This is a genomic window from Corallococcus carmarthensis (assembly GCF_003611695.1).
Taxonomy (GTDB): Bacteria; Myxococcota; Myxococcia; order Myxococcales; family Myxococcaceae; genus Corallococcus; species Corallococcus carmarthensis.
In genome coordinates this window covers 1-19143 of record NZ_RAWE01000101.1, presented here as the reverse complement: position 1 = coordinate 19143, position 19143 = coordinate 1, and the positions used below count along the sequence as shown (strand labels likewise).

Sequence of the window (19143 nt, the reverse complement as noted above, 5' to 3'; positions counted from 1 at the left end):
GCCGGCGCGTGGAGGTCTGCCCGTGTTCACCCCGCCCACCCTGGGGCCTACTCTCGAAACGCCCCGACTCATCCTGCGTCCGCCCACGCTCCAGGACCTGGATGGCTTCGTGGCGATGATGTCGGACGAGGAGACCGCGCGTTACATCGGAGGCCTCCAGCCCCGCTCCAACGTGTGGCGAGCCGTCTGCGCCATGGCCGGCTCCTGGGTCCTCCAGGGCTTCGCCATGTTCTCCATGTTCGAGAAGTCCACCGGGAAGTGGGTCGGCCGGCTCGGGCCCTGGCAGCCCGCGGACTGGCCGGGCCCGGAGGTGGGCTGGGGCCTTTCGCGCGACGCGTGGGGCAAGGGCTACGCGACAGAGGGCTCCGCGGCCACCATCGACTGGGCCTTCGAGCACCTCGGGTGGACGGAGGTCATCCACTCCATCTCCCCGCCCAACGAGCCGTCGAAGCAGGTGGCCCGCCGGCTGGGCTCGCGCTTCCTGCGCATGGGCATGCTGCCGGCGCCCTACAACGACCATGAGGTGGAGATCTGGGGCCAGAGCCGTGAGGAGTGGCGGACACGCAAGCGCTAGCGCCGGCACTTTTCCCTCCCGTCCCGCCACGGGCTGACACAGATTGGCGCCATGAACTCACGCGCGCCCCAGGTGGTCCTCGTCCGTCACGGTGAGACGGAGTGGAGCCGCAGCAGCCAGCACACCGGCCGCACGGACCTGCCGCTGTTGGAAGAGGGCCGCCAGATGGCGGAGCAGCTCCGCGCGCCGCTGAGCGCGTGGCGCTTCTCCGCCGTGTGGAGCAGCCCGCTGACGCGCGCCCTGGAGACCTGCGTGCTCGCGGGCTACGGCGACGTGGCCCAGAAGCGCGACGACCTGATGGAGTTCAACTACGGCGACTACGAGGGCCGCACCGGCGCGGACATCCGCACCACACGCCCGGGCTGGACGCTGTGGGCGGACGGCGTTCCCAACGGAGAGACGCTGGAAGAGGTGGGCGCCCGCGCGGACCGCATCATCGCGGAGGCACGCGCCCTCAACGATGACGTGCTCCTCTTCTCGCACGGGCACATGCTGCGCATCCTCGCCTCGCGCTGGCTGGGCCTGCCCCCGGACGGCGGCCGACTGTTCCACCTGGGCACGGCCTCCCTCAGCGTGCTGGGCTCCGAGGCCGGCGGCAAGCAGCCGGTCCTCGTGAGCTGGAACGACACCACGCACTTGAAGGGCTGAAGCCCGCTACAGCTTCCCCTCCAGGAAGTTGCGCACCAGCGACGGGCCTTCCGGCGTCAGCACGCTCTCCGGATGGAACTGCAGGCCCACCACCGGCCGCGTCCGGTGACGCAGCGCCATCACCAGTCCGTCCTGGCTCCACGCCGTGGCCTCCAGCTCCGCGGGCATGGAGTCCGCCGCCACCACCAGCGAGTGGTAGCGCGCCGCCTGGAAGCCCTGGCGCATGCCGGTGAAGACGCCGGTGCCGTCGTGACGGATGAGCGCCGCCTTGCCGTGCACGGGCTCTGGCGCGCGCACCACCTGCCCGCCGAACGCCGCGCCAATGGACTGGTGTCCCAGGCACACGCCCAGCACCGGCACGCGCGACTGGGAGATGGCCGCCACGCTCACCCCGGCCTCGTGCGGCGTGCACGGCCCCGGGGACACCACCAGGTGCGACGCGCCCGACGCCGCGACTCCCGCGGCATCCAGCGCGTCGTTGCGCACGACCTTCACCTCCGCGCCCAGGGTGTAGAGCAGCTGCACCAGATTGAAGGTGAACGAGTCGTAGTTGTCGATGACGAGGATCACCGCCCACCTCCTTCACGCGCCATGCGCAGCGCGGCGGCCATGGCGCCCGCCTTCGCTTCCGTCTCGTCCGCTTCCTTCATGGGGTCCGAGTCCGCCACCAATCCCGCGCCGGCGGTCCACATCGTGCGGTCGCCATCCACGAAGAAGGTGCGCAGCGCGATGGCCACATCCAGCGTGCCGCAGAAGGACAGGTAGCCCACCGCGCCGGCATAGGGCCCGCGCCGCATGGGCTCCAACTCGTCGATGATCTGCATCGCGCGGATCTTCGGCGCGCCCGACACGGTGCCCGCGGGGAAGGTGCTCGCCAGGGCGTCCAGCGCGTCGAAACGCGTGGTGTCCAGCTTGCCGCGCACCTGGGACACGATGTGCATCACGTGGCTGTAGCGCTCGATGATCATCAGGTCCTCGATGCGCACGGTGCCCGGCGCGGCCACGCGGCCCACGTCGTTGCGCCCCAGGTCCACCAGCATGATGTGCTCGGCGCGCTCCTTCTCGTCCGCGAGCAGCTCCTTCTCCAGCCGCTGGTCCTCCGCCTCGGAGCCGCCCCGGCGCCGCGTGCCCGCGATGGGCCGCACCACCACGTCCCCGTCGCGCACCTGCACCAGCAGCTCCGGAGATGCGCCCACCAGCGCGCGCGCCTCGCCCAGGTCCACCAGGAACAGGTACGGCGACGGGTTCACCCGCCGCAGCGCCCGGTAGAGCGACAGCGGCGGGATGGCGCCCTTCGCCTCGAACCTGCGCGCGAGCACCGCCTGGAAGCAGTCCCCCGCGCGCACGTACTCCTGCACCTTCTCCACCGCCCGCGCGTAGCCCTCGCGGTCCCAGCACGCGACGGGGGCCGGCGCGTTCTTCTGCGTGGGAGCGGGCGCATAGGCCTCTGGAGGCAGCGGCCGGCGCAGCTTCTCCGCCAGGGCCTCCGCGCGTTCCTCCGCGTCCTTCAGCGCCTGCGCGACGCTGCCGTGCAGGGCGGGCCGCGCGATGGCGAAGGCCTTGAGCGTCTGGGTGCGCGTGTCGTGGGTGACGAAGTCCTCGGCCACGAGCCACTCGGAGTCCGGGAAGCCCGTGTCGCGCGGGTGGCGGTCCGGCACGCTCGGCTCGAACCACGACGTGGCGTTGTAGCCCAGGTAGCCCACGAGCCCGCCCAGGAAGGGCGCCTCGCCCGGCAGCGTCGCCACGGACAGCTCGCGCCACAGCGTGCGCAGCACGTCCAGCGGCCGGCCTTCGCGGCGCTCCTCATGCGAGCCACGCAACAACGTGAGCCCGTCCCGGTCCAGCCGCACGCGGCCCGCCGGGTTCACGCCCACGTGGCTGTAGCGCCCGAAGCGCTCGCCGCCGTAGCACGACTCGAGGATGAAGCCGCGGCTTCCACCGCCCAGCTTCAGGTATGCCGACAGCGGCGTATCCAGGTCCGCCGGCAACTCCACCGACACCGGCACCGCCTGGCCTGCTTCCGCGCGCTGCCGGTAGGCTGCCTTCCGCTCCTGCGCATCCATGGTCGATTGCCCTGACCCCTCTTCCACTCCCCGGAGGGGCGCCCGGGTGCCCGGCCTTCCGGGCCCTGCGACTACGGTTTCGCGACGGGCTTCGCCTCGGCGAACACGCCGTCCTTCCACTGATAGACCTCGCGCTCCGTAACCTTCTGCGGCTTGCCGTGTTCCTCCTCGATGCTCGTGCGGACCACCAGCGCCCGCTTCGCGGCTGGCTGGAAGGAGACCTTGAACGTGTGCTCGTTCGGAGGATCCATCAGCCCGCCCAGCTGCAGCGCCAGCTTCGCCTTGCCCAGCACGCCCGGCTTCCCATTGGACCCGGTGTAGCTCACGTAGGACGTGACGAAGTCGCCACAGCGCTCCGGCTTGGAATCCAACTGCAGCAGCATCACACCCGCCTGCTTCGCGGGGACGAGCTTCACCTCCACCGGACCACCCTGCCCGCCGCCGTAGTCCATGGAAGCCACCAGCACGTCCACGCTGCTTACGCGGCGGGGTGGCTTCACGTTCGGCTCCAGCACGCGCACGCGCGCCTTGAACTCATTGCTCATCACCACCGTGGCCACTTCCAGCTCGCCGTCCCCATCCAGGTCGGCCTCGAAGCGGAAGGGCGTGAGCGTGTTGCCGAAGACCCAACCGGAGGCAGGGGCCGCGCCCGGAGCCGCCTTCGCGTCCACGACGGCCACCTGGTACCAGGTGTTGATGTACTCGCCGACCTTCGCGCGCTCCCCCGCCTTCAGCACGCGCACCGGAGTGCCCAGCATCAGCGTCTGCACCACGGCCCCGTCCGCCGCCGCGCTCCCACGCAGGTTCGCTTCGTCCACGCCCAGGTAGACCGTCTGTCCCTCCGTGAAGGCGGTGAACGCGAAGTCCGCCGGATCCGCCGACGCGCCCTCCTCCGCCATCGGTGCGGTGTATTCGAGCACCGCGTCCGCGGCAGGGGTGGACTGCGCCAGGGTGAGGGACAGGAGGAGCGCGGGCGTCGTCAGCATCGCGAAAGGGTCCGAAAGTGAGGGTTCCCAGGTTTATCCCCCGTCCACGCCCACCATCCAAGGGGCCCTCCGGTCCCTGGCTTCGTCGTTTGGATCGCAAGCAGCTCCTGGACGCACGCCCGCCCCCTTGTCAGCGGAGCTCCCCACACGGTCCAGCCATGGGTGGCCCCTGCCCCAAGCCCTCGTTACCTCTAGAGGACCGTGGCCACCGCGACCCCTCAGGACCGACCGCCGCTGGTTTCCGTGACGCCGCAGGGGCTGTATTGCCAGGCGGGGAACTTCCACATCGACCCCTGGCGTCCGGTGGAGCGGGCGCTCGTGACGCACGCGCACGGAGACCACGCGCGAAGCGGCAGCAAGCGATACCTGGGCGCCCGCCCGGGATTGGGGCTGTTGCAGCGCAGGCTGGGCGCGGACGCGGTCATCGACACGCTGGAGTACGGCGAGACGCTGAAGGTGGGCGACACCACCGTGAGCTTCCACCCCGCGGGCCACGTGCTGGGCAGCGCTCAAATCCGCGTCGAGCACCGGGGCGAGGTGTGGATCATCTCCGGCGACTACAAGCGCACGCCGGACCCCACGTGCGCGCCCTTCGAGGTCGTGCGCTGCCACACCTTCATCACCGAGGCCACGTTCGGTCTGCCCATCTACCGCTGGGATGATCCGCGCCTCGTGGCCCAGGACATCCTGCGCTGGTGGGACGCGAACCGCGAGGCGGGGCGCTCGGCGGTGCTGTTCTGCTACGCGCTGGGCAAGGCGCAGCGGCTGCTGGCGGAGCTGGGCAAGCTGACGGACCGGCCGGCCTACGTGCACGGCGCGGTGAACGGGCTCGTCACCGCGTACCGCGAGGCGGGCATCGCGATGCTGCCCACGCAGCTGGTGTCGGAGACGGAGAAGGGCACCTCCTTCGCGGGCGCGCTGGTGCTGGCGCCACCGAGCGCGGCCGGGTCCACGTGGATGCGCCGCTTCGGCGAAGCGGAGACGGGCTTCGCGTCGGGGTGGATGCGCGTGCGCGGCAACCGGCGCCGCCGCGGCTACGACCGGGGCTTCGTGCTGTCGGATCACGCGGACTGGCCGGACCTCCTGCGCACGGTGGCGGACACGCAGGCGGAAAAGGTGCTCGTGACGCACGGCTACACCGACCCCTTGTCGCACTACTTGCGGGAGCGGGGCGTGGATGCCTCGCCGCTCGCCACGCCCTTCGAGGGCGAAGCGGAGGACTGACCCGTGCGAGCACTGGCCGACCTGTACGACACGCTCGACCAGACGACCTCCACCAACGCGAAGGTGGAGGCGATGGCGCGATACTTCCGGCGGACGCCGCCGGAGGACGCGGCCTGGGGCCTGTTCTTCCTCACGGGTCAGAAGCTCAAGCGGCTGCTCACGTCGAAGCTGCTGGTGGGCTGGACGCAGGAGCTCACGGGCATCCCGGACTGGCTCTTCGATGAAGTCTACGCGTCGGTGGGAGACCTGGCGGAGGTGATTGCCCTGCTGCTCGACGGCGCGAACCTCCCGCCCGAGCACGCCGAGGAACTCCCGCTCTCGCGGTGGTTGGAAGAACGCCTGTTGCCCCTGCGCGGGCTGGACGCGGCGGATCAGCGCGAGCGCGTGGTGGGCTGGTGGAAGTCCATGCCCCGCCGCGAGCTGTTCCTGCTCAACAAGATGCTCACAGGCGAGCTGCGCGTGGGCGTGTCCAACACGCTGGTGGTGCGAGCCATCGCCCAGGTCACGGGCCTGCCGCCCCCCAGCGTGGCGCACCGGCTGATGGGGACGTGGACGCCGACGAAGGCGTTCTTCGAACAGCTCGTGGCGCAGGACGTGTCGGACGGGCACGTGTCGCGCCCGTATCCGTACTACCTCGCGTCCCCGCTGGAGCAGCCGGCGGAGTCCCTGGGCGAACTGAGTGACTGGCTCATCGAGTGGAAGTGGGACGGCATCCGCGGCCAGCTGATCCGCCGCCAGGGCGACGTGTTCCTCTGGAGCCGGGGCGAGGAGCTGATCACCGAGCGCTTCCCCGAAATCACCGAGGCCGCCCGGGCGCTGCCCGAAGGCACGGTGCTCGACGGCGAGGTGATGGCCTACGAGGACGGTGTCCCCCTGCCCTTCGCCCGGCTCCAGCGCCGCATTGGCAGACAGAAGCTCACGCCCAAGGTGTTGGCGGAAGCCCCCGCCGCGTTCGTCGTCTACGACCTGCTGGAGCAGGACGGGAAGGACGTGCGCGAGCTGCCCCTGCGCGAGCGGCGCGCGAGGCTGGAGGCCCTGCTCAAGGACCACCCGCGCTTCCCCCTCTCTCCGTCGGTGACGGCGCCGTCGTGGGAGGCGTTGGCGGAGCTGCGCAAGGAGTCCCGCACGCGCAACGTCGAAGGCCTGATGATCAAGCGCCTGGACTCCGCCTACCAGACGGGTCGCAAGCGCGGTGACTGGTGGAAGTGGAAGATCGACCCCTACACGGTGGACGCGGTGCTGCTCTACGCGCACCCGGGCCACGGCCGGCGCTCGTCGCTCTACACGGACTACACCTTCGCGGTGTGGAACGGCGAGGACCTGCTGCCGGTGACGAAGGCCTACTCGGGCCTCACCGACGAGGAGATTGGCCGGCTGGACCGGTGGATCCGAGCCCACACGCGAGAGAAGTTCGGCCCGGTGCGCTCTGTGGATCCGGAGCAGGTGTTCGAGCTGCACTTCGAAGCCATTGCGCCCTCCCCGCGCCACAAGTCGGGCATCGCCCTGCGCTTCCCTCGCATCGCGCGGTGGCGCGCGGACAAGACGGCGCAGGACGCGGACACGCTCGATTCATTGAAGGGGCTGCTCCATGCAGCCCACTAAGCCCCGCCGCAATCGCATGCGCGGCAAGCACGCGCCGGAAACGCAGACGGAATCACCGGAGCCCAAGCGAACCCGCGCGAAGCGTCCCGCCCCCCGGAGCCCTTCTCCCTATCAAGGAGCGCCACTGGAGCAACTCCGCCAGTGGTTCGCGTCCAAGGGATGGACGCCCTACGCCTTCCAGGAAGAAGCGTGGGCCGCCTACGCGCGAGGAGACAGCGGCCTCATCCACGTGCCCACCGGCGCGGGGAAGACCTACGCGGCATACATCGGCCCGCTGGCGGACGTGGCGGAGCGCGACCAGAAGGGCCTTCAAATCCTCTACCTCACACCGCTGCGAGCGGTGTCGCGTGACGTGGAGCAGGCCCTGCGTGAACCACTCCTGGCGTTGGACGCGGACCTGGAGGTCGAGAGCCGCACGGGCGACACCTCCTCCTCCGTGCGTCAGCGCCAGCGCGAGCGTCTGCCCCAGGTCCTGATCACCACGCCGGAGTCCCTGTCACTCCTACTGACGCAAGAGCAGGCGGCGGAGAACTTCGCCTCGTTGCGCGCCGTCATCGTGGACGAGTGGCACGAACTGCTCGCCTCCAAGCGAGGTACCCAGGTGGAGCTGGCCCTGGCCCGCCTGCGCCACTTCGCACCGGGCCTGCGCATCTGGGCATTGTCCGCCACGCTCGCCAATCTGGAGGAGGCCGCGCGCACCGTCGTCGGCACGGACCGCAAGCCCACCCTGGTGAGCGCGGAGCTCCAGCGCCCGGTGGACGTGGAGACGTTGCTGCCAGCGGAGATGGACACCTTCCCCTGGTCGGGCCACCTGGGCTTCACCATGCTCCCGCGCGTGGCGGAATGGTTGGATCCAACGCAGTCCACGCTCCTCTTCACCAACACCCGTTCGCAAGCGGAGCGCTGGTTCGAAGGCCTGCGCTTCCTGCGCCCCGAATGGGAGCACCTGCTCGCGCTGCACCACGGTTCCATCGACCGCGAGGAGCGCGAGCGAGTGGAGGGAGGCCTCAAGGACGGCAGCCTGCGCCTCGTCGTGTGCACGTCCTCGCTGGACCTGGGCGTGGACTTCGGCCCGGTGGAGCGCGTCATCCAGATAGGAAGTCCCAAGGGCATCGGCCGCACCCTTCAGCGCGCGGGCCGCAGCGCGCACCGCCCCGGCGCCACCTGCCGCATCCTCTTCGTCCCCACGCACGCGCTCGAACTGGTGGAGATGGCCGCCGCCCGGGACGCCATCGCGGGCCGTGAGGTGGAGCCACGCACGCCACTGTCCAAGCCGCTCGACGTGCTGGCTCAGCACCTGGTGACGTGCGCGCTGGGAGGAGGCTTCACCCGCGAAGCCCTGCGCGACGAGGTCCGCACCGCCACCAGCTACGCGTCCCTTACCGACGAGGAGTTCGACTGGGCCCTCACCCTGGTGCGCGAGGGAGGCCCCACGCTGCGCGCCTACCCGGAGTTCCGCCGCGTGGTGGAGGTGGACTGCCGCTTCCGCGTGCCCGACGTGCGGCTCGCCCGGCTGCACCGGTTGAACATCGGCACCATCACCTCGGACGCGTCCGTGCAGCTGCGCTACTGGAGCGGCGGCAACCTGGGCACGGTGGAGGAGTCCTACGTCAGCCGCCTGAAGCCTGGGGATACCTTCCTCTTCGCGGGCCGCCGGCTGGAGTTCAGCCGCTTCAAGGACATGACGGCCTACGTGAAGCCCGCGAAGGCCAAGGCCACCCAGACGCCGCGCTGGGGCGGCAGCCGCCTGCCCCTCTCCACCTCGCTCGCGTCCGCGATGCGCCGCACATTGGAGGCCGCGCGCCAGGGCGACGTCACCCGGGATGAGATCGCCGCCGCGTGGCCCATCCTCGATGCACAGGCCCGCCTGTCGCGCATCCCCGGCGACGGCCGCTGTCTGGCGGAGACCTGCCGCACGCGCGACGGCCACCACCTCTTCCTCTATCCCTTTGAAGGAAGGCTCGTGCACGAAGGACTGGCGGCGCTCCTCGCCCTGCGCCTCACGCGCCTGCAGAAGGCCACCTTCAGCCTGTCGGTGAACGACTACGGCCTGGAGCTGCTCACCCCCACGCCCTTCCCCTTCGACGAGGCCCTGCGCCCGGCCCTCTTCACCCGCGAGCGGCTGGTGGAGGACATCCTGGAGAGCGTGAACCTGAGCGAGCTCGCGCGCCGGCAGTTCCGCGACATCGCCCGCGTGGCCGGGCTGGTGATGCCGGGCCTGCCCGGGGCGCGCAAGTCCACGCGTCAGGTCCAGGCCAGCGCCGCGCTCCTCTATGACGTCTTCGTGAAGTACGACCCGGACAACCTCCTGCTGCGCCAGGCCCGCCGCGAGGTGCTGGAGCAGCAGTTCGAACAGGGCCGGCTCGCGCGCACCCTGGAGCGCCTGGGAGCAAGCCCCGTCGAAGTCGTCCACGTCCACCGGCCCTCGCCGCTGGCCTTCCCGCTCGTCGTCGAGCGCATCAGCGCCAGCGTGTCCAACGAATCCCTGCTGGACCGCGTGGAGCGTCTCAAGGAGCGATGGTCCCAGGCCGATGCCAGACCCGCGTAGCGGACGCGGACGTGGAACTGCTCCCGGAACGGGCCCTGCACTGGCCCCAGGCCGGAGTGCTCGCCGTCGCGGACCTGCACTGGGGCAAGACCGAGTCCTTCCAGCAGCACGGCATCCCCCTGCCCCTGGGGGTCCTGGATGACGACCTGGCCCGCCTCTCCTCCGCCCTCACCGCCACCGGCGCCCGGCGCCTCCTTCTAGTAGGTGACCTCGTCCACTCGCGCCAGGGGCTCACCCGCGACGTCATCAGCCGCGTGAATACATGGAGAGAAGCTCATGCTTCACTAGAAGTCGTGCTGATACGCGGCAACCACGACCGCCACGTCCGGACCCTTCCCCCCATCTGGCGGATGGAGGACCGCGAGGAGGTATTAGATGAAGGCCCGTTCCGCTTCGCCCACCACCCGGAGCCCGCCGCCGGCCGCTACGTCTGGGCCGGGCACCTCCACCCCATGGTGCGCCTGACGGGCGGGGCGGACCGGCTGCGGCTGCCGTGCTTCCACCTGCGCCCCGGGGTGGGCGTCCTGCCCGCGTTCAGCGCCTTCACCGGAGGGATGGACGTGCGGCGGGGTCGCAAGGACCGCGTCTACGCCGTCGCCGGCACCGCGGTGGTGGAGGTCTAGGGCCATGAGCCAGGCCTAGCGCCGCCGCGTCCTGGGGATCATCGCCACCGACGCCACCTTCGAGCGCGTCCCGCACCGGGGCGCCGAGGTGTGGATGGGCAAGTGCCTGCACTGCAACGCCCACCTCGCCGTGAGCCTGGACGGCGAACCCATCAGCCGCGCCACCATCGAGCACATCGTGCCCCGGAGCGCGGGCGGCACCGACGCGCTGGAGAACCTGGGCCTCGCCTGCGCCCGCTGCAACCAGGGCAAGGGCAGCCGCCATGACGCGAACTTCCACCGCGACGCCCGCGTGCGCGAACTGGTGGAGCGCCTGCTCCAGAAGCGCCGCGACCGCTGGCGCGACGCTGGCGACCCGGACTCCGAGTAGCCCCGCTTCAGGCGTGACGTGGATCGTCGCACCCTGTAGCAGGCCCTTGAGAGGGATTGATCCCCGAGGGCGGAGCCGCTCGCGCAAAGCCCCCTTCCGATCGCCAGAAGCGGGATTCATCACCCCGCGCGGGCAACTTGTCGCAACCGCCCCGGAAGGTGCTAAGCGCTCCTTATTCCCACTCCCCACAGAATGGTTGACACTGCCGTGCTCATGGTTGATGGTCCCGCGCCGCGTTGGGTCGGGAAATGCATGAGGGACCCACGCCCACGGCACCATCCTAGAGGTTCGTTGGACGTGACTGCCTTGCCGTCTGAGCGCCAGGAGCCACCGCCCGCCCGGTCCACCGGGGCCGGGATGGTCCCGCTGACTTCCGCGCCGGCCGGTTTCCCCGCGTCCACCCCTGCTTTCATGTCGCCTTCAGTCCCCTTGCCCCTGGTCCTGGTATGAGCGGCCCTCTCTTCCCACGCTGGACGAATACGGTGTCGCGCCTGTCGGCCGCGATGCTCCTCGCCGTGCCCGCCATCGCCATCGGCGGCCTCTTGGCCTACGTGCGCTCTCCGCACGTGACCAATCAGGCGCACCCGGTGGAACAGCCCATCGAGTTCGACCACCGGCACCACGCCGGTGACGAGCAGATCGACTGTCGCTACTGCCACTGGACGGTGGAGAAGTCCCCGTCGGCGGGCATCCCCTCCACGACCGTGTGCATGTCCTGCCACGCGCAGGTGTGGAACAAGAGCCCGTACCTCACCGAGGTCCGCAAGGCGTTCTTCGCCGACCAGCCCATCCCCTGGGTCCGCGTCCACAACCTGCCGGACTTCGTCTACTTCAACCACTCCATCCACGTGGGCAAGGGCGTCGGCTGCGCCACCTGCCACGGCCGCGTGGACCAGATGGGCGCCATCGAGCAGTCCGCCCCGCTGACGATGAGCTGGTGCCTGGATTGCCACCGCAACCCCGGCCCCAACCTCCGGCCCCAGGAATTCATCACCAGCATGACCTGGGCGCCTCCGGCGGAGAAGGCGGAAGCCGCGGCCCTCGCCGAGAAGCTCTCCAAGGAATACGACGTTCACTCGCGCACGAGCTGCTCCACATGCCACCGATGAACACCAAGCCTGACAGCGCGCCCGCGCAGGACACCCCCTCGTCGTTCGCCCTCCCGGTCGTCTCGGGCCGCAACGAGGCCGCACCCCACGCGCACGCCCACGACGACGTCGTGAACGAAGCCCTCGAGCACGCGTCCACCCGCGCCGTCGCGGCGGAGGGCTCGTACGGCAAGACGTACTGGCTCGGCCTGGAGGAGAAGCTCGCCACGCCGGAGTTCCTGGAGGAGACCCGCCCGGAATTCCCCGTCGGCGCGGACCTTCCCCCCACCGGCTTCGCCCGCCGCGAGTTCATGCAGCTCCTGGGCGCGTCGCTCGCCCTGGCCGGCGCCACCGCGTGCAGCACCCGTCCGCAGGATGAGCGGATGGTGGCGTACACGAAGACGCCGCCGGAAGTCGTCCCGGGCAACCCGCTGCACTACGCGTCCGGCATGACGCTGGGGGGCCACACCTCCGGCCTGCTGATCACCGCGCGCGAAGGCCGCCCGGTGAAGATCGAGGGCAACCCCCAGCACCCCATCAACCAGGGCGCCGCGGGCATCTTCGAGCAGGCGTTCCTGCTCTCCCTCTATGACCCGCAGCGCGCCCGCGTGCTGCGCCAGGGCAACAACCCCCGCTCGCTGCGCGTTCTGGCCGAGGACATCTCCACCCTCGTCAGCCAGAAGGCCGTCGCCGACGGCGGCAGCCGCCTGCGCTTCCTCACGGAGCCCATCAGCTCGCCGATGCTGCGCGACGTGACGGGCCGCATCCAGAAGAAGCTGCCCAACGCGCGCTTCCACGCGTTCGCCTCCCTCTCCGGCACCGCCGCCGCCGAGGCGAACCGCGCGCTGTTCGGCCAGCCGGTGCAGGCCCTTCACGACCTGACCCGCGCGGACATCATCGTCTCCCTGGACGCGGACTTCCTGGAGAGCCGCCCGGAGAACCTGGCCGTCTCCCGCCAGTTCGGCGACCGCCGCGACCCGAAGAACGGCGAGCTCAACCGCCTCTACGTCGCGGAATCCCGCATGTCGATCACCGGCGGCATGGCGGACCACCGCCTGCGCGTGAAGTCCGCGGAGATCCTCGGCATCGCCGCCGCGCTGGCGCAGGCCGTGGGTGGCCCCGCCGCCAGCCTGGGCGCCGCCGCGTCCGGCAAGGCCGGCACGGTGCGCCCGGAGGTCTCCTCGTGGGTGCAGGCCGTGGCCCAGGACCTCAAGTCCAAGGCCGGCCGCAGCGTGGTGCTCGCCGGTGAGCGCCAGCCCGCCGCCGTGCACGCGCTGGCGCAGGCCATCAACGCCGCGCTGGGCAACGTGGGCACGACCGTGAAGGTCGTCCCGGCCGCCGCCCCGGAAGCCTCGGGCCTCGCGGAGATCAGCGCCCTGGTGGCGGACATCAAGGCCGGCAAGGTGGACACGCTGGTCATCACCGCCACCAACCCCGTCTACGCCCTGCCGGTGGACGCGGGCCTGGCGGAGGTGCTGGACCCCAAGCAGAACGCCAACCGCAAGGCGCTGTCCGTCCTGTACGCGGGTCACTACGAGGACGAGACCTCCAAGTTCGCGGACTGGTTCGTGCCCCTGGCGCACCAGCTGGAGACCTGGAGCGACGGCCGCGCGGTGGACGGCACGGTCAGCATCGCGCAGCCCCTCATCCAGCCGCTCTTCAACGGCGTGCCGGAAGCGGAGCTGTACGCGCTGTTCCTCGACGAGCCCTTCCGCCCCGCCTACCAGATTCTGCGCGACTACTGGACCGCGCAGGGTGGCGAGGCCGGCCGCGCCGACTTCGAGACCCGCTGGGAGACCTGGGTCTCCGAGGGCGTCGTCCCCGGCAGCATCGCCGCCGCGCTGACGGCCACCCCGGACACGGGCGCCGCCAACGCGCTGGTCGCCGCCTACCAGCCGCCGGCCGCCGGTGAGCTGGAGATCAACTTCGTCCATGACTACAAGGTCCTGGACGGCCGCTTCGCCAACAACGCGTGGCTCCAGGAGCTGCCGGACCCCATCACGAAGATCGTCTGGGAGAACGCCGCCATCCTCAGCCCCGCCACCGCCAAGCGGCTGGGCCTGGAGAACGGCCACCTCGCGGAGCTGGAGTACGGCGGGCGCAAGCTGCAGGTCCCCGTCACCATCCTCCCCGGCAACGCGGACGACACCGTCACCGTGGCCCTGGGCTACGGCCGCACCGGCCTGCACGAGGTCGTCGCCAAGGGCGTCGGCTTCAACGCCAACCAGCTGCGCACCGTGAACGCCCCCTGGTTCGACGGCGGCGCCAGGCTGACCAAGGTCCGCGGCAGCCACACCTTCGCCCGCACCCAGTACCACTGGCGCATGGAGGGCCGCCCGCTGGCGCTCGACATGTCCGTGAGCGAGCTGGCGCACCCGTCGAAGGAGACGGAGCACGTCCTCGAGCGCGTCCAGGGCGAGCTCAAGCTGGGCAAGCAGAACAACCTGCCCGACTTCGACTACGCCAAGACGCCCGCCGAGGGCTACAAGTGGGGCATGTCCATCGACCTGTCGCGCTGCACGGGCTGCAACGCGTGCGTCGTGGCGTGCCAGGCGGAGAACAACATCCCCGTCGTCGGCAAGGAGCAGGTGGGCCGCGGCCGTGAGATGGCCTGGCTGCGCATCGACCGCTACTTCCAGGGCGACGAGAACAACCCCGCCATGGTCATGCAGCCCGTCGCGTGCGTGCACTGCGAGAAGGCCCCCTGCGAGTACGTCTGCCCGGTGAACGCCACCGTGCACTCGGACGAGGGCCTCAACGACATGGTGTACAACCGCTGCATCGGCACGCGGTACTGCTCCAACAACTGCCCCTACAAGGTCCGCCGCTTCAACTACCTGCACTACACGCAGGGCAAGACGCCGACCGAGAAGATGCTGATGAACCCGGACGTCACGGTGCGCAACCGCGGCGTCATGGAGAAGTGCACGTACTGCGTCCAGCGCATCGAGCGCGTGCGCATCAACGCCCGCGTCGAGAAGCGCCTCATCCAGGAGAAGGAGCTCCAGACGGCGTGCCAGCAGACCTGCCCCACGCAGGCCATCGCCTTCGGCTCGCTCGCGGACCCTGCCCAGCGCGTCACCCAGCTCCACGAGGACGAGCGTGCCTACCGGCTGCTGCACGAGCTGGGCACCCGCCCCCGCACCGCCCACCTCATCCGCCTGCGCAACCCCAACCCCGCCCTCGTGGCCGCTGCTCCCGCTGAATCGGCGCCGGCGCACGAAGGAGGTCACTGACCGTCATGGCCGAGACCGCACACGCACTCCCGCTCGACCCCCTCGAGCCCCGGGACCTCGTCGCGCCGCACCACGACGACAAGTCCCTCAATGAGACGCTGCTGGACCATGTCTGGCGCAAGCCCGGCAAGGGCTGGTTCATGCTGCTGGGCATCACGTCCGCGGCGCTGGGCCTCCTGGTCATCGGCGTCACGTACACCCTCGCGCGCGGCATCGGCGTGTGGGGCAACAACCAGCCCGTCGGCTGGGCGTTCGACATCATCAACTTCGTCTGGTGGGTCGGTATCGGCCACGCCGGCACGCTCATCTCCGCCATCCTCCTGCTCTTCCAGCAGAAGTGGCGCACGAGCATCAACCGCTTCGCGGAAGCCATGACGCTGTTCGCGGTCATGTGCGCGGGTCTCTTCCCGCTGCTCCACACGGGCCGTCCCTGGTTCGCCTTCTGGCTGTTCCCCTACCCCAGCACCCTGGGCGCCTGGGCGCAGTTCCGCTCGCCGCTCGTGTGGGACGTGTTCGCCATCTCCACGTACCTCACGGTGTCCGCCCTCTTCTGGTTCGTGGGCCTCATCCCGGACCTGGCCGCCCTGCGTGACTCGTCCAAGACGAAGCTGCAGCGCACCATCTACGGCCTGTTCGCCCTGGGCTGGCGCGGCTCGGGCCGCCACTGGCACAACTACAAGATCGCCTACCTGCTGCTCGCCGGCCTCTCGACGCCGCTCGTGGTGTCCGTGCACACCATCGTGTCGTTCGACTTCGCCGTGTCCCAGATTCCGGGCTGGCACGCGACCATCTTCCCGCCCTACTTCGTGGCCGGCGCCGTGTTCAGCGGCTTCGCGATGGTGATCACCCTCATCGTTCCCGCCCGCAAGTACCTGGGCCTCCGGGACGTGATCACGGACCGCCACCTGGAGAACATGAACAAGGTCATCCTCGCCACGGGCATGCTCGTGTCCTACGGATACCTGATGGAGCACTTCATCGCCTGGTACTCCATGAACCAGTACGAGTTCTGGACCTTCTACGTGAACCGCGCCACGGGCCCCTACGCCGGCGTGTACTGGCTGATGATCGCCTGCAACGTCATCACCCCGAACATCTTCTGGTTCAAGAAGTGCCGCACCAGCATCCCCATCATGTGGGTGGCGTCCATCGCGGTGAACATCGGCATGTGGTGCGAGCGGTTCATCATCATCGTGACGTCGCTGTCGCAGGACTTCCTGCCCTCGTCGTGGGACATCTACACGCCGACCTGGGTGGACTGGTCCATCTACATCGGCACGCTGGGCCTGTTCGGCACCCTGTTCCTCCTGTTCCTCAAGTTCGTTCCCGCCGTCGCGGTGAGCGAGGTGAAGGAGCTCCAGCTGGAGCTCAAGCACGCCGCCCACGCCGCCCATGGCAACGGACACCACGGCTCGGACGCCGCGGCCACCCACGGAGCGCACTAGCATCATGGAAGCCAAGGTCCTTGATTCCTGGGTGATGGCCGAGTTCGCCACCCCGGAAGCCCTCGTCTCCGCCACGCAGCAGATGCGCGAGAAGGGCTTCCAGGGGATGGACACCTACTCCCCCTACCCGCTCCACGGCGGGTCGGAGGCGCTGGGCCTGCCGCCCTCTCGCGTGCCCTTCATCGCCCTGGGTGGCGGCCTCACCGGCATGGTGACCGCCCTCACGATGCAGACGTGGATGAACACCGTCGACTACCCGCTCAACGTCGGCGGCCGTCCGCTCTTGAGCCTCCCGGCCTGGGTGCCCATCACGTTCGAATTGAGCGTGCTGTTCGCCGCGTTCGGCATCTTCTTTGGCCTGCTGGGCCTCAGCAAGCTGCCGCAGCCCTACCACCCGGCCTTCGAGTCGGAAGAGTTCCGCAGCGCGTCCACGCACGGCTTCTGGCTGAGCATCCCGCACCCCACGGGGACGGACGCCGCGGACGTCAAGAACCAGCTGACGGCCCTGGGCGCGACCCACGTGACCGTCGTGTCGGGAGAGAACGAATGAGGTGGCTCATCCCCGCCGCCGGGCTCGCCGCGCTCACGGGCTGCAACGTCAGCTCGGAGTTCCTCCAGCGCATGGAGACCCAGGCCAAGTACGAGTACTACGAGACGTCCGAGTTCTGGCCGGACGGCCGCGCCATGCGCGTGCCCCCCGCCGGCACCGTCCCGCGCGAGCGGCCGGTGGGCAACCCGGGCATCTCCACGGGCCGCGCCAACGGCGTCGCCGTGAACGCCATCCCGCTGCCGGTGGACAAGCACCTGCTGGAGCTGGGCCAGAAGAAGTACAACATCGTCTGCTCGCAGTGCCATGGCGTGCTCGGCGACGGCAACAGCGTCGTCGCGGAGAACATGGCGCTGCGCCTGCCGCCGTCCCTGCTGGAGCTCGCGGACAAGCCGGCCGGCCACTTCTACACCGCCATCAACGAGGGCTACGGCATCATGCCGTCCTTCTCGGGTGAGCTCGACACGCGTGAGCGCTGGGCCGTCGTCGCCTACGTGCGCGCGCTCCAGGCCGCCCGCAGCACCGCCGGGACGCAGCCCGTTCCGCAGGAGAACCGATGACTGCCATGGAGCGCTACACCGGCACGCCCAAGCTGATGGTGCCCGCGTTCGGCCTGGGCGTGGTGGGCCTCGTGCTCACCGCCGTGGGCTTCTTCATGAACCCCGAGGCGACCGCCTTCAGCTACCTCTTGGGCTTCACCTACTGGGTCGGCATCAGCGTGGCCGCCCTCATCATGCTGGCCATCTTCCACACGGCCAAGGCGAAGTGGCTCATCGTCCTGCGCCGCGCCATGGAGACGATGGCCATCACGGTGCCCGTCTTCGCGGTGCTCATCCTCGCCTTCATTCCGCTGATGAAGTACCTGTACCCCTGGATTGACGGCTCGCCCCTGGCCGCGCACATCCACGGCATCGAGGTGGAGCACCTTCACCACAAGAAGGAGCACTACTTGAACGGCGGCTTCTTCGCCGTCCGTCAGGCCATCTACTTCGCGGTGTGGATCTTCGTCTCGCACCGGCTGTACAGCTGGAGCACGAAGCAGGACGAGGCGGGCGGGCTGGACCTCACCGTCAAGCAGCGCCGCTTCTCCCCGGGCGCCCTGCCCTTCCTGGCGCTGACCATCACCTTCGCCGCCTTCGACTGGCTGATGAGCCTCACGCCGCTGTGGCAGTCCACCATCTTCGGCGTCTACTACTTCGCCGGCAGCTTCCTGGCCGCCTTCTGCCTGCTGACGATCATCACCGTCCAGGCGCAGGGCAAGGACCTGTACGGCAGCCTGGTGAAGGTTCCGCACTTCCACAACCTGGGCAAGCTCATCTTCGCCTTCACGGCGTTCTGGGCCTACATCGGCTTCTCCCAGTTCCTGCTGGTGTGGATCGCCAACATCCCGGAAGAGGCCCCCTGGTACGGCCTGCGCATGTACGGTTCGTGGCGCTCCATGTCGATCGCCATCTTCTTCCTGCACTTCGTGCTGCCGTTCTTCACGCTGCTGTCACGCAAGCTGAAGGAGAAGCCCCGGCTGCTGGCGGTCGCCGCCGTCTACATGCTTCTCATGCACGCCGTGGACCTGTATTGGCTCATCTGGCCGGCGTTCTCCGGTGAGGCCGGTCCGACCTTCCACTGGACGCTCATCACGGCCTTCGTGGGCGTGGGCGGTGTCGCGGTGGGCTTCGCCCTCTTCCGGGCGCGCAACAAGTACACGTTCCCGGTGAAGGACCCCTACATCGCGGAGTCCCTGAGGTACGTGCAGCCATGAAGAAGACCCAGTCCGAAGTCGAATCGCGGGTCATCGTCGGCGCGCATGGCGTGGCGGCCGAGGAAGACCACATCGTCATGGGGAAGGTCGTGGGCATCGGCATCGGTGCCATGGTCCTCTTCCTCGCGGGCGCGGTGTGGGCCTGGCGAGTCCAGGTCGTCACCATGCAGGAGGCCCAGCCGGACGGTCCTCCGCCCCGCCCCGCCGCGGTGGGCCAGTACGAGATCGGCATCGTGAACCAGCGCCTGTTCGAACAGGACTGGCGCGCGACGGAGAAGCTGGGCGGCCAGCACCAGGCGCTGAAGAACGGCTATGGCGACCAGCCGGGCGTCACCGCCCACAAGACGCTGGAGCAGGCCATGGACCAGGTCATCACGGCCGAGGCCCAGAAGGCCCGCGAGCCGGCCCCGGCCCCCACGCCGGCCCCGGAGCC

17 protein-coding genes are annotated in these 19143 nt (G+C 69.7%); 14 read left to right on the top strand and 3 right to left on the bottom strand.

Annotated features, from left to right (window positions below):
* Positions 1 to 22: 22 nt before the first annotated feature.
* Entirely contained in the window at positions 23 to 574 is a 552-nt protein-coding gene (locus D7X32_RS24775) for a GNAT family N-acetyltransferase (protein WP_120605042.1), read from the top strand.
* Positions 575 to 625: 51 nt separating this feature from the next.
* Entirely contained in the window at positions 626 to 1222 is a 597-nt protein-coding gene (locus D7X32_RS24770) for a histidine phosphatase family protein (protein WP_120605041.1), read from the top strand.
* Positions 1223 to 1228: 6 nt separating this feature from the next.
* Here the strand turns inward: D7X32_RS24770 and D7X32_RS24765 are convergent, their stop codons facing one another.
* From D7X32_RS24765 to D7X32_RS24755, 3 genes are all read right to left on the bottom strand, one after another.
* On the bottom strand, positions 1229 to 1792 hold the full coding sequence (locus tag D7X32_RS24765; protein WP_120605040.1) for an anthranilate synthase component II: 564 nt from the start codon (positions 1790 to 1792) through the stop codon (positions 1229 to 1231).
* Positions 1789 to 3285, bottom strand: coding sequence for an anthranilate synthase component I family protein (locus D7X32_RS24760; protein ID WP_120605039.1), 1497 nt, complete (start codon positions 3283 to 3285; stop codon positions 1789 to 1791). Before D7X32_RS24760 ends, D7X32_RS24765 begins: the two co-directional genes overlap by 4 nt.
* Positions 3286 to 3356: 71 nt before the next feature.
* Entirely contained in the window at positions 3357 to 4271 is a 915-nt protein-coding gene (locus tag D7X32_RS24755) for an SH3 domain-containing protein (protein WP_244239159.1), read from the bottom strand.
* A gap of 201 nt (positions 4272 to 4472) precedes the next feature.
* On the opposite strand from D7X32_RS24755, the gene D7X32_RS24750 reads away from it, so the two are divergent.
* The 12 genes from D7X32_RS24750 to D7X32_RS24695 form a co-directional block, all read left to right on the top strand.
* A complete protein-coding gene (locus D7X32_RS24750) occupies positions 4473 to 5495 on the top strand; it encodes a ligase-associated DNA damage response exonuclease (protein ID WP_120605038.1) in 1023 nt (340 codons plus the stop codon).
* 3 nt (positions 5496 to 5498) lie between these two features.
* Positions 5499 to 7097, top strand: coding sequence for an ATP-dependent DNA ligase (locus D7X32_RS24745; protein WP_120605037.1), 1599 nt, complete (start codon positions 5499 to 5501; stop codon positions 7095 to 7097).
* Complete coding sequence (locus D7X32_RS24740; protein ID WP_120605036.1) at positions 7084 to 9645, top strand: ligase-associated DNA damage response DEXH box helicase; 2562 nt, start codon at positions 7084 to 7086, stop codon at positions 9643 to 9645. Before D7X32_RS24745 ends, D7X32_RS24740 begins: the two co-directional genes overlap by 14 nt.
* Positions 9615 to 10268, top strand: coding sequence for a ligase-associated DNA damage response endonuclease PdeM (gene pdeM / locus D7X32_RS24735; RefSeq protein WP_120605035.1), 654 nt, complete (start codon positions 9615 to 9617; stop codon positions 10266 to 10268). Before D7X32_RS24740 ends, pdeM begins: the two co-directional genes overlap by 31 nt.
* A 94-nt stretch (positions 10269 to 10362) precedes the next feature.
* The gene (locus D7X32_RS24730; protein WP_120605034.1) at positions 10363 to 10638 is read left to right on the top strand and encodes an HNH endonuclease; all 276 of its coding nucleotides are present in this window, start codon (positions 10363 to 10365) and stop codon (positions 10636 to 10638) included.
* A gap of 446 nt (positions 10639 to 11084) precedes the next feature.
* On the top strand, positions 11085 to 11747 hold the full coding sequence (locus D7X32_RS24725; protein WP_120605033.1) for a cytochrome c3 family protein: 663 nt from the start codon (positions 11085 to 11087) through the stop codon (positions 11745 to 11747).
* On the top strand, positions 11744 to 14962 hold the full coding sequence (locus tag D7X32_RS24720) for a TAT-variant-translocated molybdopterin oxidoreductase (RefSeq protein ID WP_120605052.1): 3219 nt from the start codon (positions 11744 to 11746) through the stop codon (positions 14960 to 14962). The genes D7X32_RS24725 and D7X32_RS24720 overlap by 4 nt, the downstream gene beginning before the upstream one ends.
* Before the next feature lie 5 nt (positions 14963 to 14967).
* Positions 14968 to 16407, top strand: a complete 1440-nt coding sequence (gene nrfD, locus D7X32_RS24715) for an NrfD/PsrC family molybdoenzyme membrane anchor subunit (RefSeq protein WP_120605032.1) — start codon at positions 14968 to 14970, stop codon at positions 16405 to 16407.
* Positions 16408 to 16411: 4 nt separating this feature from the next.
* On the top strand, positions 16412 to 16957 hold the full coding sequence (locus D7X32_RS24710) for a DUF3341 domain-containing protein (protein WP_120605031.1): 546 nt from the start codon (positions 16412 to 16414) through the stop codon (positions 16955 to 16957).
* Positions 16954 to 17514 (top strand): c-type cytochrome, encoded by a 561-nt coding sequence (locus D7X32_RS24705; RefSeq protein WP_014399396.1) that lies wholly within the window; start codon positions 16954 to 16956, stop codon positions 17512 to 17514. The genes D7X32_RS24710 and D7X32_RS24705 overlap by 4 nt, the downstream gene beginning before the upstream one ends.
* On the top strand, positions 17511 to 18710 hold the full coding sequence (locus D7X32_RS24700; protein ID WP_120605030.1) for a hypothetical protein: 1200 nt from the start codon (positions 17511 to 17513) through the stop codon (positions 18708 to 18710). Before D7X32_RS24705 ends, D7X32_RS24700 begins: the two co-directional genes overlap by 4 nt.
* A partial coding sequence (locus D7X32_RS24695) for a hypothetical protein (protein WP_120605029.1) occupies positions 18707 to 19143 on the top strand: 437 nt, incomplete at its 3' end. The genes D7X32_RS24700 and D7X32_RS24695, both read left to right, overlap by 4 nt.

What these genes read in the sequence shown, in the direction of transcription:
- D7X32_RS24720 (WP_120605052.1), top strand. Translation starts at nt 11,744, where the DNA reads ATGAACACCAAGCCTGACAGCGCGCCCGCGCAGGACACCCCCTCGTCG.
- D7X32_RS24705 (WP_014399396.1), top strand. Translation starts at nt 16,954, where the DNA reads ATGAGGTGGCTCATCCCCGCCGCCGGGCTCGCCGCGCTCACGGGCTGC.
- D7X32_RS24725 (WP_120605033.1), top strand. Translation starts at nt 11,085, where the DNA reads ATGAGCGGCCCTCTCTTCCCACGCTGGACGAATACGGTGTCGCGCCTG.
- D7X32_RS24770 (WP_120605041.1), top strand. Translation starts at nt 626, where the DNA reads ATGAACTCACGCGCGCCCCAGGTGGTCCTCGTCCGTCACGGTGAGACG.
- D7X32_RS24740 (WP_120605036.1), top strand. Translation starts at nt 7,084, where the DNA reads ATGCAGCCCACTAAGCCCCGCCGCAATCGCATGCGCGGCAAGCACGCG.
- pdeM (WP_120605035.1), top strand. Translation starts at nt 9,615, where the DNA reads ATGGTCCCAGGCCGATGCCAGACCCGCGTAGCGGACGCGGACGTGGAA.
- D7X32_RS24760 (WP_120605039.1), bottom strand. Translation starts at nt 3,285, where the DNA reads ATGGATGCGCAGGAGCGGAAGGCAGCCTACCGGCAGCGCGCGGAAGCA.
- D7X32_RS24710 (WP_120605031.1), top strand. Translation starts at nt 16,412, where the DNA reads ATGGAAGCCAAGGTCCTTGATTCCTGGGTGATGGCCGAGTTCGCCACC.
- D7X32_RS24755 (WP_244239159.1), bottom strand. Translation starts at nt 4,271, where the DNA reads ATGCTGACGACGCCCGCGCTCCTCCTGTCCCTCACCCTGGCGCAGTCC.
- nrfD (WP_120605032.1), top strand. Translation starts at nt 14,968, where the DNA reads ATGGCCGAGACCGCACACGCACTCCCGCTCGACCCCCTCGAGCCCCGG.
- D7X32_RS24730 (WP_120605034.1), top strand. Translation starts at nt 10,363, where the DNA reads ATGGGCAAGTGCCTGCACTGCAACGCCCACCTCGCCGTGAGCCTGGAC.
- D7X32_RS24700 (WP_120605030.1), top strand. Translation starts at nt 17,511, where the DNA reads ATGACTGCCATGGAGCGCTACACCGGCACGCCCAAGCTGATGGTGCCC.